Genomic DNA, 12,845 nt, shown 5'->3' on the forward strand with positions numbered 1-12,845 from the left:
AGGCATGGGGGTGCGTAGGTATTCGCGGTCGGTTGCGCAGCCGTTGTGCCGGAGTGTCGGCGGCCGGCTCGATAGGGTCGGGGCATGCTCTTCGGGAGGGAACACGAACAGGCCGCCGTGGACGCCCTGTTGGCGCAGGCCCGGGACGGCGGGGCCGGGGCGCTGCTGCTCCGCGGCGAGGCGGGTATCGGCAAGACCGCCCTGCTGGACGACGCCGTGGCCCGGGCCGGGACGGCCTTCCGGGTGATCCGGGCGTCCGGCGTCGAGTACGAGGCCGAACTGCCCTTCGCCGGGCTGAGCCTGCTGCTGGCCCCCGGCCTGGACCGGCTGGACGTCCTGCCCGGTCCGCAACGGCGCGCCCTGGAGGCGGCGTTCGGCCTCGGCGACGTACCGGTGGACCCGGTCGCGGCACCGCCCGTAGCACTGGCCACCGCCCCTGCCGACCGGCTGCTGGTCGGCCTCGCCACCCTCGGACTGCTCGCCGAACTCGCTGCTGACCAGCCCCTCCTGTGCGTGCTCGACGACGTCCAGTGGCTGGACCGGGCCTCCCTGGACGCCCTGCTGCTCGCCGCCCGCCGCCTCCAGGCCGAAGGGGTGGCCCTGCTGCTCGCCGCCCGCACCGAGCCCGACGCCCGCACCGAGCGCCGACTCGGCCTGCCCGAGGTGCGGGTGACCGGCCTCGCCGAAGCCGACGCCACCCGGCTGCTGACCGAACGGGCCGGACCCGACCTGCCCGCCGCCGTCCGCGACCGCCTGCTCGCCGAAGCCGCCGGGAACCCGCTCGCCCTCACCGAACTCCCCGTCGCCACCGGCCCGCAGGCGCACACTGCGGGCGGACTCCCGCTCACCAGCCGCCTGCTGATCGCCTTCCACGGTCAGGTCACCGGCCTGCCCCCGGCCACCCAGACCCTGCTGCTGGTAGCCGCCGCCGAGGAGAGCGGCGAACTGGACGTCCTGCTGCCCGCCGCCGCCGCGCTCGGCGTCGGCGCCGAACACCTCGCCCCCGCCGAGGAATCCGGCCTGGTCACGGTCACCCCCGACCGTCGGATAGCCTTTCGCCACCCGCTGCTGCGCTCCGCGATCCTGCAGCGCGCCCCGCACCACCAGCGGCTGGCCGTCCACCAGGCCGTCGCCGGGGCGCTCCCGGACGGCGACCGCCGCACCTGGCACCTCGCCCTCGCCGCCACCGCCCCCGACGCCGCCCTCGCCGACGCCCTGGAACGCACCGCCGTCCGCACCGGCCGGCGCGGCGGCCACGGCGGCGCGGCCGCGTACGAACGCGCCGCCCGGCTCACCCCCGACCGCGACGCCGCCACCCGCCGTCTCGTCCTGGCCGCCGAAGCCGCCACCGAGGAAGGCGAGTTGACGCGCGCCGAGGCACTCGCCGACGAGGCCGCCGGTCGTACCGACAGCGTCCTCGCGCACGCCCTGCTGGACCACGTCCGGGCCACCGCGCATTTCTGGCGCGGCTCCTACCCGACCGCCCACCGGCTGCTGCTCGACGCCGCCCTCGCACTCGGCTCCGACGAAGCGGCCGCCGCCGAGGCCGTCGAGCCCGCCCACGCCGCCCGGATGCTGTTCCAGGCCTTCCACGCCGCCTGGTACGCGGGGGAGGAGCCGGTGGCCGAGGTGCTCGACCGGCTCGCCGCCCTCCCGCTCGCCGACGACGACCCCGTCGCCCCGCTCGCCCGCTACCTGCCCGCCGCCGTCCTCCCGGCCCTCGGCCGGCCCGCCGCCGCACTGCCCCCTGCCCGGGAGGCCGTCGAAGCCGCCCGCCGGGCGGGCGCCGAGAGCCCCGCCGACCTGGTCCAACTCTGCGGCGCCACCCTCATCCTCGGCCGCGACGAGGAGACCGTCGACCTCGGCGGCGAACTCGTCGCCGAAGCCCGCGCCAAGGGCACCCTCGGGGTGATGCCCACCCTGCAGTTCTTCCTCGCCGAAGCCGAGCTCTTCCACGGCCGCCACGCCGACGCCGAACTCACCGCCACCGAGGCCCTCGCCCTCGCCCAGGACACCGGCCAGCACCAGTGGGTCAGCCAACTCAGCGCCCTGCTCGCCTACTTGGCCGCCCTGGACGGACGCACCGAACGCTGCACCGAACTGGCCACCGCCGCCCTCGCCACCACCGGCCCGCAGACCGCCGCCCCCGCCGCGGGCCGCCCCTGGGCCCACTGGGCCCTGGCCCTGCTCGACCTCGGCCAGGGCCGCGCCGCCGGCGCCGCCGACCGCCTCCACGCCCTCACCACCGGCCCGCAGCGCCACCACGTCAGTGCCACCCGCGCCGTCCCCGACCTGGTCGAGGCCGCCGTCCGCCTGGGCACCCCGGACCGCGCCGCCGAAGCCTACGAACGCTTCGCCCGCTGGACCGCCGCCGCCGACCGCCCCTGGGCCGAGGCGCTACGCCTGCGCTGCCAGGCCCTCCTCGGCCCCGACGAACTCGCCGAAACCGCCTACCGCGCCGCCCTCGACCTGCACGCCACCACCCACCGCCCCTTCGAACAGGCCCGCACGGCCCTGCTCTACGGCGAGTGGCTCCGCCGCACCCGCCGCCGCACCGACGCCCGCCCCCACCTCACGGCCGCCCTGGAAACCTTCGACCGCCTCGCGGCCCACCCGTGGTCCACCCGCGCCCGCACCGAACTCTCCGCCACCGGCACCCCCGTCCCGAACCCCGAACCCTCCCCGGCCCTCCCGAACTCCCTGACCCCTCAGGAACTCCAGATCGCCCGCCTCGCCGCCCAGGGCCTCACCAACCGCGACATCGCCGCCCAACTCTTCCTCAGCCCCCGCACCATCGCCCACCACCTCTACAAGGCCTACCCCAAACTGGGCATCACCTCCCGCACCGCCCTCCCCGCCACCCTCTGACCGGCCCCCTACAGCTCGGGGCCCCGCCGATTCCGTCTCGGCAGAGCCCCAGGCCGTTCAGTCCTCGGTGTCGTGGGCGCCAAGGCCGTGAGTCCACCGGATGCTTGCGCTCACTCAGTTAGTCACGCACAACGCCAGAGGGCCCATCGGATCTCTCCGATGGGCCCTCTGTACTGGGTCGGGGTGGCGGGATTTGAACCCACGGCCTCTTCGTCCCGAACGAAGCGCGCTACCAAGCTGCGCCACACCCCGGTCCTTCTGTTTGTCGCTCCGTCTCCTTCGCGACGAGTAGAACTCTACCGGACGCTCGCCGAGACACGAAATCCGGTTTCGGGCGGGCGTCCGGTCGGGGTCAGCGGGGGGCGGGGGTGAGGGTGAGGAGGGTGGCTTCCGGGGGGCAGGCGAAGCGGATCGGGGTGTAGCGGTTGGTGCCGCAGCCGGCCGAGACGTGGAGGTAGGAGCGGTGGCCGCCGGCCTTGTGGGTGGAGAGGCCCTTGACCCGGCGGGTGTCGAGGTCGCAGTTGGTGACCAGGGCGCCGTAGAAGGGGATGCAGAGCTGGCCGCCGTGGGTGTGGCCGGCGAGGATCAGGGGGTAGCGGTCGGCGGTGAAGGCGTCGAGGACGCGCAGGTAGGGGGCGTGCACGACGGCGAGGGAGAGGTCGGCGTCGGGGGAAGGGCCGCCGGCGACGGCGGCGTAGCGGTCGCGGCGGATGTGGGGGTCGTCGAGGCCGGTGAACTCGAGGTCGAGGCCGTTGACGGTGAGGCGGCCGCGGGTGTTGGTCAGGTCGAGCCAGCCGGCGGCGTCGAAGCCGTCGCGGAGCTTCTCCCAGGGGTTGTGTACGGCGCCGCTGATGCCGCGGTTGCCGGTGCCGTCGGGGTTGTTCATGCCGTGGACGCCGCTGCGCATGGCCTGGAGGTAGCGGGCGGGGTTCTTGCGGGCCGGGCCGTAGTAGTCGTTGGAGCCGAAGACGTAGACGCCGGGGAAGTCCATCAGCGGCCCGAGGGCGTCGAGGGTGGCGGGGATGCCGAGCGGGTCGGAGAGGTTGTCGCCGGTGTTGACCACGAGGTCGGGGCGCAGGCCGGCGAGGCTCTGCAGCCAGCGCTGTTTCTTGCCCTGTCCGCTCACCATGTGGATGTCGGACACCTGGAGGATCCGGAGGGGCTTGGCACCGTGGGGCAGGACGGGGACCTCGACGCGGCGGAGCCGGAAGGCACGGACCTCGTACCCGACGGAGTAGGCGAGGCAGGCGGCGCCGGCGGCGGCGACACCGAGGGGGACGGAGTACAGCGGTCGCATCAGCCCATGCTCTCAGACGGTGGATCAGCTGGTGAACGTCCGGTGGGGCGGTCCGGACACGGCTTCCGCCTCCTGCGCCGGATCGGTGACCCGTCGGGCGCGCAGGGCGCGGACCTTGTTGCGGTTGCCACAGCGTTCCATCGAGCACCAGCGCCGCCGTCCGGGCCGGGAGGTGTCGACGAAGAGCAGTTGGCAGTCGTGCGCCCGGCACTCCCGGATCCGGTCGGCGTGCGGGCCGGTGAGCAGGGCGATGGCGTCCCGGGCGAGGGTGGAGACGAGTTGGGACCCGTCGGCGGGCAGCGGGGCGGCGGCGGTGCCGTCCGGGGCGATCTGGGGGACGAGCGGGGGGTGGGCGGCGGCCCGGTTGAGGGTGGCGCGGTCCGCCGGGTCGCCGGTCCGCCCGTGGGCACGGGCGGCGGCGAGGTGCCAGAGGGCGTCACGCAGGGTGCGGGCGGCGGTGAGCTGGTCGTCGGTGATCCGTACGGTGCCGGCGGGCAGCCGCAGCCGGGAGCGCGCGAGCCAGTGGGTGAGGTCGGACGGGCGGTGCAGCACCTCGTACCGGTTGTGGGCGCCGTGGCCGCCGGTGGTGAGCAGTTCGAGGCAGAGGGCGCCGGGGTCGAAGTGGAAGCTCGTGCCGCCGGGGGTGGTGAGGACCAGGCCGGTCGGGTGTTCCGGTGCGCCGTCTCCGTCGGTCATGTAACCAGGGTAGGCGGTTACAGCGCGTACGGGGGACGGCGGGGGCGGCCCCCCGGAGGCAGCCCCGGCCCCGACCGTTAATGGCAAGCGACGGAACGCCGCAGGTGGGAGACTCGGGGCCATGACGACGCTCAAGGCGCAGTTGCACGAGGACCTCACGGCTGCCATCAAGGACCGGGACGAGCTCCGCTCGTCCACCATCCGGCTCACGCTGTCCGCTGTCACCAGCGAGGAGGTGGCGGGTGTCGAGAAGCGCGAGCTGTCCGACGACGAGGTGCAGCGGGTGATCGCCCGCGAGGCGAAGAAGCGCCGCGAGGCGGCCGAGGCCTTCGACAAGGCCGGCCGGGTCGAGCAGGCCGCGCGTGAGCGCGCCGAGGGCGTGGTGCTGGCGGAGTACCTGCCGAAGCAGCTCTCGGACGGGGAGCTGGCCGAGATCGTGGCCGCCGCCGTGGCCGAGAGCGGGGCGAGCGGCCCGCAGGCGATGGGTGCCGTGATGAAGCTGGTGAAGCCGAAGGTGGACGGCCTGGCCGAGGGCGGCCGGGTGGCCGCCGCGGTCAAGGCCGCCCTGCTCTGAGCAGCGGTTCCGCCGAAACGGCCGAGCCGAAACGGCGGGCCGGTACGCCGAGCCGAGCCGAAACGCCGAGCCGAGCCGGAACACCGCGTCCTGAACGCCGAGCCGGCACACCGAGCCACCACGCCGAAGGGGCGCCCCCCGGAAGTGGCGGTTTCTAGTGGTCGTCGCAACACGTGGTCGGTTGTCTAGGCCGCGATGAGTTTATGCAGACGCTCGGCTGGGGTTTCCCAGCCGAGCGTTTTGCGTGGGCGGCCGTTGAGCTCGGCGGCGACGGCGGCCAGGTGCTCCGGGCCGTGGACGGACAGGTCTGTGCCCTTGGGGAAGTACTGCCGTAGCAGGCCGTTGGTGTTCTCGTTGGAGCCGCGCTGCCAGGGACTGGCCGGGTCACAGAAGTAGACCGGGATATCGGTGGCCAGGGTGAACAGGCCGTGTTCGGCCATCTCGGAGCCCTGGTCCCAGGTCAACGAGCGCACCAGGTGTCCGGGCAGGGTCCGCACGGTCTCCACCAGGGCGTCGCGCACCTGCTCGGCGGTGCGGCCGTTCGGCAGGTGCAGGAGCATGACATAGCGGGTGGCGCGCTCGACCAGCGTGCCGATCGCCGACGCACCGTCCTTGCCGATGATCAGATCGCCCTCCCAGTGCCCGGGAACCGCCCGGTCCTCCACCTCGGCGGGACGCTCGCTGATCATGACCATCGGATGGGCGAACCTGGGCCTGCGCGCGGTGGCCTGCCGGTGGGGGACCCGCCGGGCGCGGCCGGTGCGCAGGGCTCCGGCCAGCTCTCGGCGAAGCTCTCCGCGGCCCTGGACGTAGAGGGCCTGGTAGACGGTTTCGTGGGCCACGTGCATCTCCGGCCGCTCGGGAAAGGTGTCCCGCAGAGCCTGGCAGATCTGCTCCGGGCTCCACCGCTTGTCCAGATGACGCTGGAGGAAGTCCCGCAGCTCGGAGTTCTGGGCGATCTTGCCCGGCTTGGGGCGGGGCCGGCGGGCGTCCGCACGGGCCTGCGCGGCGTGGGGCCGGTAACCGCCGCTTCCTGGATGGCGGTTGCGCCGGATCTCGCGGCTGATCGTGGAGGGACTGCGGCCCAGCTCGGCGGCGATCGCGCGGACGGTGGCTTTCTCCCGCAGCCGGTCGGCGATGTGGATCCGCTCGTCCTCGCGCAGGTAACGGGACGGACCAGACGGCGCTGCTACCGCTCGCAGCGGTAGCAGCGCCGTCCTTTGCGTCCCGGTGGGCTTGCGCCCGTTACGCCACTTCTGGCCCGTCCGGACGTCGATGCCGACGATCCGGCAGGCCTCCTTGTTGCTGTAGCCCTGCTGCATGAGCCGGGAGTATGCCGCTCGTTCCTGGGTCAGCTTCCGCGGGCCCTGAGGTGTCCGATCCTTACGGATCTCGAAGTCCAATGCATCCCCTGAGCTGGGGTGTTGCAACGACTCCTAGAACCCAAGAGTTCCGGAGGGCGCCCCTTCGCCGTTCGTACGGTGGCGGGCCGGTCAGCCGTTGCCGCCGCCGTGCTTGCCGCCGTTGCCGTTGCCGTTCCCGCCGCCGCCGATCATGCCGGGCGGGAGGGTGAACCCTCCTCCTATCACCCCACCGGGACCACCCGGACCACCGGGACCACCGGCCCCACCGTTGCCCGGTGCGGGCGGCGGCGGGTTCTGACCCGGCTGCTGCGGGGCGTTCGGGTCGGTCGTCGGGGCGGTGCCCGGCGGCGGGGTGGCCGGCTGCGGGTCCGGGATGTTGGTGGTCTGGATGGGCTCCAGCGGCGTGCCCTTGAGTGCCTGGTTCATGGCCATCTGCCAGATCGGGCCGGGGCCGTCGGCGCCGAACACCTCGTCGAAGTGCTTGCCGCCGATGTTGATGTTCTTCATCTTGACGCCGCCGGCGGGGCCGCCGAGCCAGACCGCGGTGGCCAGCGACGGGGTGTAGCCGTCGAACCAGGCGGCCTTCTTCTCGTCGGTGGTACCGGTCTTGCCGGCGATCTTGCGGCCGTCGTCGAGGCCGAGGGCGGCCGCGGTGCCCTTCTCGGTCACGTTGAGGAGGACGGTGTTGACCGAGTCCGCGGTCTGCTCGGAGAAGACCTGGTTGCACTGGGACTGCGGGACCTTGAGGTCCTTGCCGTCCACCGTGGTGATCTTGTTGATCGCGACCGGGGTGCAGTACTTGCCGCGCGCGGCGAAGGTCGCGTAGACGTTCGCCATGGTCAGCGGGGAGAGCTCCAGGGTGCCGAGGACCATCGAGGGCACCTCCTGGAACTGGTCGCCCTTCGCCGACTGGGTGATGCCCACCTTGTTGGCCATCTGCTTCATCGCGCAGAGGCCGACCTGCTGCTCCATCTCCACGAAGTACGTGTTGACCGAGAGCGCCATGGCCTGCTTGAGCTCGTACGGGCCGACCTCACTGGCCGACTCGTTCTTCACCGTGGCCTTGGGCTTGTCGGTGTTCTTCCAGGTGCCGTTGCAGGTCGACATCTGGGGGTAGTCGATCTTGTTCTCGGACGGGAACGACTGGGTGTTCGACATGCCCGCCTCCAGCGCCGCCGCGGCGAGGATCGGCTTGAAGGTCGAACCGGTCTGGAAGCCGTTGCCGCCGCCCATCGAGGCGTCGACGTTGAGGTTGACGACGGTCTGGTTCTTGTTCGGGTCCAGGCCGTACGGGCGGGTCTGGGCCATCGCCAGGATCTTGCCGGTGCCGGGTTCCATCATGGTCGCCGCGGCCGACACCGAGTCGGTCACGTTGACCTTCTTGGTGACGGCGTTCTGGGCGGCGGCCTGCTTGTCCGGGTCCAGCGTGGTGTAGATGTTCAGACCGCCGGTGTCCCACAGCTTCTTCCGGTCGTCGGCGTTCTTGCCGAAGGCCGGGTCCTGCTTGACCACGTGGCGGACGTAGTCGCAGAAGAAGCCCATGCCGGCCTGGGCGGTGATGCAGCCGTTCTGCGGGTCCTTGTACTTCAGACCCAGCGGGGCGGCCTTCGCCTCCTTCGCCTGGTCGGCGGTGATGTGCTTGCTCTCCAGCATCTTGTCGATGACGACGTTGCGGCGCTTGACCGCGTTGTCCGGGTAGCGCACCGGGTCGTACTGCGACGGGTTCTGGACCAGACCGGCGAGGGTGGCGGCCTCGGCGACGGTCAGGTCCTTGTTGCTCTTGCTGAAGTAGCGCTGGGAGGCGGCCTCGACCCCGTAGGCCTGGTGGCCGTAGAAGGTGATGTTGAGGTAGTTGGTGAGGATCTGATCCTTGGTCAGGTCCTCCTCCAGCTTGATGGCGACCTTGAGCTCCTGGATCTTGCGGCCCAAGGTCTTGCGCTGCGCCTCCAGGACGGCGGCCTGGTCGTCGCCGGCCTTCTCCACGTTGACGTTCTTCACGTACTGCTGGGTCAGCGTCGAAGCGCCCTGGGAGGCGGTGCCGCTCTCCGCGTTCTTGCCGACCGCGCGCAGGATGCCCTTGAGGTCGACGGCGCCGTGCTCGTAGAAGCGGGCGTCCTCGATGTCGACCTGGGCGTGCCGCATGAAGGGCGACATCTGGTCGGCGGTGAGGACGGTGCGGTCGCGTTCGTAGACCTTGGCGATCAGGCCGCCCTTGGCGTCGAAGATCTGGGTGGCCTGGGTGAGCGGCGGGGTCTTGAAGTCGTCGGGGATGTTCTGGAAGCTCTCCGCCGTGTCCTTGGCGGTCAGGCCCATGGCGCCGACGGCGGGCAGGGCGAGGCCTGCCAGCAGGACTCCGGAGAGCACGCTGACGCCCAGGAACTTCACGCCGTTGCCGACGTGGTCCATCGGTGATCCGCTGCTCTTGCGGCGCGGAGCTCCGGGGTTGCCTGGGGGCTGGGGTGCCTGTGGGCGCTTCGGTGCCATGGAGAGAACCCTACGTCCCCGATTCCCGTACATAGGGGCAGGTGTTCGCCTAGGCTTGTCACAAGCTTGCGACAGCTTCGGTGTGTCAACATCACTCACTCTTGTGAGTGCAGAGAGTTGCCCGAATTGCCCACCCTTGTCCGGGTTTTGAGCCGGCTGGGGCCTGCTGTGTTCGAGTGAATGGTTGCACTCCGTGACCACTCCTGCGACGAGAGTGGGGGTCTCGCGGCTGGCAAGTGCCGCGACCTGCGATCACTCCAACGAGTGAGATGACCGATACCCATAGTCCAATCGGGTCATTCGAGATTGAGCCCGAAGGGGCTGTTGCAAGCAGTCCTTCTTCCGTAACGTCCTCAACTGGCAACGGTGAATATGCCGTTGCCGCCGTGGGGGAGCCTCGAATCATCGGGAGAGGACGGCGCCGGCATGGGCTGGGTTGACGACTGGAGTGCGCAGGCCGCCTGCCGCACGAGTGATCCGGACGAACTGTTCGTCCAGGGGGCGGCACAGAACCGGGCGAAGGCGGTGTGCAGCGGGTGCCCCGTCCGGACGGAGTGCCTCGCGGACGCGCTGGACAACCGGGTGGAGTTCGGGGTGTGGGGTGGGATGACGGAGCGCGAGCGCCGGGCGCTGCTGCGCCGCCGCCCGACGGTCATCTCCTGGCGGAGGCTGCTGGAGACCGCCCGCACCGAGTACGAGGAGTCCCTCGCGACCGGCGTGATACTGACGGACTACGCCCAGGCGGGCTGACCCCGGCCGCACCTCGCGGTCCGGGGCTCCCCCCGTTCCGGCCCGGACCACACCGCCGGCCGGTCTGCCCGGACCACCTCGACGGCCTGCCCGCGAGGACCGTACCGTCAGTCAGGACCGCACCGTCGGCCAGGACCGCACGGCCGGTCCGGCCCGCCCGGACCCTGTCGCGAGCCCTGGCTACGCCGCGCCGCTGAGCCGGCCCCCGATGGCCCGCAGCCCGTCCAGGTCGTGCACGTCGCCCGGCAGCGCGGCCACCTCCACGATCGGCACGTCCGGGTACACCGAGACGAAGCGGTCCCGGGTGCGCCGTTCGCGCCCCATGATCTGCATCCGCTCGGCGTGCAGCCGCAGCAGCCCGGCCGCGAGCAGCTCCGCCTCGGGCGTGGCGTGCTCCGAGCCGTTCTCCTCCAGGGCCTCGGCGGCCGCCAGCGCCCGCTCCGCGGTGAGCTGCGGCGCGCCGGTGCTGTGCACCCGGTTGAGCACCAGCCCGGCCAGCGGCATCCGGTCCGCGGCGAGCCGGTCCACGAAGTACGCCGCCTCGCGCAGCGCGTCCCGCTCCGGCGCCGCCACCACCAGGAACGCCGTGCCCGGCGCCTTGAGCAGCTGGTAGGTGCGGTCGGCCCGCTCGCGGAAGCCGCCGAACATCGAGTCCATCGCGCTGACGAAGGTCTGTACGTCGGTGAGCAGCTGGGCGCCGAAGATCTTGCCCAGGGTGCCGGTGAGCAGGCCCATGCCGGCGTTGAGGAACCTCATCGCGCTGCGGCCGCCGACCTTGGCCGGTGCGGTCAGGATCCGGATCACCCGGCCGTCCAGGAAGGACCCGAGCCGGTTGGGGGCGTCCAGGAAGTCCAGCGCCGAGCGGGACGGCGGGGTGTCCACGACGATGAGGTCCCACTCCTCGGCGGCGCGCAGCTGCCCGAGCTTCTCCATCGCCATGTACTCCTGGGTGCCGGCGAAGCCGGCCGACAGGGACTGGTAGAACGGGTTCTCCATGATCGCCCTGGCCCGTTCGGGCTCGGCGTGGGCCAGCACGACCTCGTCGAAGGTCCGCTTCATGTCCAGCATCATGGCGTGGAGCTCGCCCGCCCGACGTCCCCCGCCCGCCGACTGCCCGTCGCCGCCCTCGGCGGCCCGGTCGGCCCCGGCGCCCCCGTCCGGCCCGTGCAGCGGGGCCCCCGCCATGGCGGCGACTCCCTTAACCGGCCGGGGGGTGTTGTCCAGCTCGGTCAGGCCCATCGACTGGGCCAGCCGTCGGGCCGGGTCGATGGTCAGCACCACGACCTTGCGGCCGCGCTCGGCGGCCCGCAGGCCGATCGCCGCGGCGGTGGTGGTCTTGCCGACGCCGCCGGAGCCGCAGCAGACGATGATCCTGGTCTTCGGGTCGTCGATCAGCTCGTCCACCGCGAGCCGGCTGCCGGTGCCCCGCACCCCGCCGCCCCCGTTCGCCGAAACCGTGCCGTTCCCGTTGTTCCTGCTGCCGCCGCCGCTGTTCCCCGGAGTCACGCCGCCCCCTGCCGCTTCAGTTCGCCCGCCAGCCGGTACAGCCCGCCGAGGTCCACGCCCTCGCCCAGCAGCGGGAGTTCGTACGTCGGGAGCCGCAGCTGCTGGAGGTCGGTGCGCTGCTCGCGTTCCAGCTCGACCCGCTCGGCGTGCTCCCTGGCCTGCTCCAGCAGCGGGTCGATCAGCGGCTCGACCGCCGCCCGGACCGTCTCCGCCTTGCGCGAGCGGCCGCCCAGCCCGGCCTCACCGAGGGCCAGGGCGACTTCCTCGCGGTGGTCCCCGTCCACCGCGGCCACCGCGGCCGCGTCCAGCAGCGGGGGCCGGACCATGTTGACCATCACCCCGCCCACCGGGAGCTTCGCCTCGCGCAGCTCCGCGATGCCGTCGACCGTCTCCTGCACCGGCATCTCCTCCAGCAGGGTGACCAGGTGCACGGCGGTCTCGGGGGACCGCAGCACCCGCATCACGGCCTGCGCCTGGGTGTGTATCGGGCCGATCCGGGCCAGCCCGGCGACCTCGGAGTTGACGTTCAGGAACCTGGTGATCCGCCCGGTCGGCGGGGCGTCCATCACCACCGCGTCGTAGCGCCGCCGCCCGTCCGGGCCCTTGCGGCGGGCCGCCTCGCAGGCCTTGCCGGTGAGCAGCACGTCCCGCACACCGGGGGCGACGGTGGTGGCGAAGTCGACGAAGCCGACCTTCTGCAGCGCCTTGCCGGCCCGGCCGAGCTTGTAGAACATCTCCAGGTACTCGAGCAGCGCCTGCTCGGTGTCGATCGCCAGTGCGAGCACCTCGCCGGGCCCGCCCTCCCCGGCCGGCAGTCCCAACTGGGGGCGGGAGACCGAGGCGATCCGGCGCTCCTCGTACGGGAGGGCGGCGATCCCGAACAGTTCGGCGATGCCCTGCCGCCCCTCGACCTCGATCAGCAGCACCCGGCCGCCCTCGGCGGCCAGGGCCAGGGCCAGCGCGGCGGCCAGCGTGGTCTTCCCGGTGCCGCCCTTGCCGCTGACCACGTGCAGTCGGACCCCCTCCCAGTCGGGGTCGCGCCGGGCCGCCTGGCCGGGGGTGCGTGCCACGCTGCGTCTCCGTCCGTCTCCGTCCCTACGGGCGCCCCTCCCGCGGGGTGCCCCTGTCGAGGGTGCCCGCTCACGGACGAGGGCGCCCCTCCACGAGGGTGCCGCTCCGTACGGGCGCCCCTCCGTGCGGGTGCCCCCTCACGGGGACGCCCTCTCGCGAGGGTAACCAGGGAGCGCGTCCGATGCCCGGAGCACCTGGGGTGCCAGGACTGAATCATGCCCCCTTTGTGCTCCAC

At 72.5% G+C, this 12,845-nt stretch carries 9 protein-coding genes and 1 tRNA gene; 3 read left to right on the forward strand and 7 right to left on the reverse strand.

The features are described from left to right. The first annotated feature begins 84 nt into the window (after positions 1 to 84). Positions 85 to 2,868, forward strand: coding sequence for an ATP-binding protein (locus ABTY61_RS19780; protein ID WP_350506299.1), 2,784 nt, complete (start codon positions 85 to 87; stop codon positions 2,866 to 2,868). Positions 2,869 to 3,046: 178 nt separating this feature from the next. Here ABTY61_RS19780 and ABTY61_RS19785 read toward each other — a convergent pair. From ABTY61_RS19785 to ABTY61_RS19795, 3 genes are all read right to left on the reverse strand, one after another. Continuing rightward, positions 3,047 to 3,120 (reverse strand) — tRNA-Pro (locus tag ABTY61_RS19785). A 100-nt stretch (positions 3,121 to 3,220) separates the two neighbouring features. Next, complete coding sequence (locus ABTY61_RS19790; RefSeq protein ID WP_350506300.1) at positions 3,221 to 4,165, reverse strand: metallophosphoesterase; 945 nt, start codon at positions 4,163 to 4,165, stop codon at positions 3,221 to 3,223. A 24-nt stretch (positions 4,166 to 4,189) separates the two neighbouring features. Further along, positions 4,190 to 4,861, reverse strand: a complete 672-nt coding sequence (locus tag ABTY61_RS19795; RefSeq protein ID WP_350506301.1) for a CGNR zinc finger domain-containing protein — start codon at positions 4,859 to 4,861, stop codon at positions 4,190 to 4,192. Between the two features lie 121 nt (positions 4,862 to 4,982). On the opposite strand from ABTY61_RS19795, the gene ABTY61_RS19800 reads away from it, so the two are divergent. After that, the gene (locus ABTY61_RS19800) at positions 4,983 to 5,435 is read left to right on the forward strand and encodes a GatB/YqeY domain-containing protein (RefSeq protein ID WP_350506302.1); all 453 of its coding nucleotides are present in this window, start codon (positions 4,983 to 4,985) and stop codon (positions 5,433 to 5,435) included. A gap of 185 nt (positions 5,436 to 5,620) precedes the next feature. Here the strand turns inward: ABTY61_RS19800 and ABTY61_RS19805 are convergent, their stop codons facing one another. Then, on the reverse strand, positions 5,621 to 6,838 hold the full coding sequence (locus tag ABTY61_RS19805; protein WP_350506303.1) for an IS30 family transposase: 1,218 nt from the start codon (positions 6,836 to 6,838) through the stop codon (positions 5,621 to 5,623). Between the two features lie 90 nt (positions 6,839 to 6,928). Continuing rightward, a complete protein-coding gene (locus ABTY61_RS19810) occupies positions 6,929 to 9,205 on the reverse strand; it encodes a transglycosylase domain-containing protein (protein WP_350506304.1) in 2,277 nt (758 codons plus the stop codon). A gap of 504 nt (positions 9,206 to 9,709) precedes the next feature. On the opposite strand from ABTY61_RS19810, the gene ABTY61_RS19815 reads away from it, so the two are divergent. Further along, positions 9,710 to 10,033, forward strand: coding sequence for a WhiB family transcriptional regulator (locus ABTY61_RS19815; protein ID WP_030240986.1), 324 nt, complete (start codon positions 9,710 to 9,712; stop codon positions 10,031 to 10,033). Between the two features lie 180 nt (positions 10,034 to 10,213). Here the strand turns inward: ABTY61_RS19815 and ABTY61_RS19820 are convergent, their stop codons facing one another. Beyond that, positions 10,214 to 11,464: an ArsA family ATPase gene (locus ABTY61_RS19820; protein WP_350506331.1), complete on the reverse strand. Its 1,251-nt coding sequence runs from the start codon at positions 11,462 to 11,464 to the stop codon at positions 10,214 to 10,216. A gap of 71 nt (positions 11,465 to 11,535) precedes the next feature. Then, positions 11,536 to 12,609, reverse strand: a complete 1,074-nt coding sequence (gene bagA, locus ABTY61_RS19825; RefSeq protein ID WP_350506305.1) for an ATPase BagA — start codon at positions 12,607 to 12,609, stop codon at positions 11,536 to 11,538. Positions 12,610 to 12,845: the final 236 nt, after the last annotated feature.

Source organism: Kitasatospora sp. NPDC096128, from assembly GCF_040303105.1.
In the GTDB taxonomy this organism is placed as follows: Bacteria; Actinomycetota; Actinomycetes; order Streptomycetales; family Streptomycetaceae; genus Kitasatospora.

Bases quoted from the DNA above. Each gene is read 5' to 3' on its own strand.
- ABTY61_RS19815 (WP_030240986.1), top strand. From the start codon at position 9,710: ATGGGCTGGGTTGACGACTGGAGTGCGCAGGCCGCCTGCCGCACGAGT.
- ABTY61_RS19800 (WP_350506302.1), top strand. From the start codon at position 4,983: ATGACGACGCTCAAGGCGCAGTTGCACGAGGACCTCACGGCTGCCATC.
- ABTY61_RS19795 (WP_350506301.1), bottom strand. From the start codon at position 4,861: ATGACCGACGGAGACGGCGCACCGGAACACCCGACCGGCCTGGTCCTC.
- ABTY61_RS19780 (WP_350506299.1), top strand. From the start codon at position 85: ATGCTCTTCGGGAGGGAACACGAACAGGCCGCCGTGGACGCCCTGTTG.
- ABTY61_RS19810 (WP_350506304.1), bottom strand. From the start codon at position 9,205: ATGGACCACGTCGGCAACGGCGTGAAGTTCCTGGGCGTCAGCGTGCTC.
- ABTY61_RS19790 (WP_350506300.1), bottom strand. From the start codon at position 4,165: ATGCGACCGCTGTACTCCGTCCCCCTCGGTGTCGCCGCCGCCGGCGCC.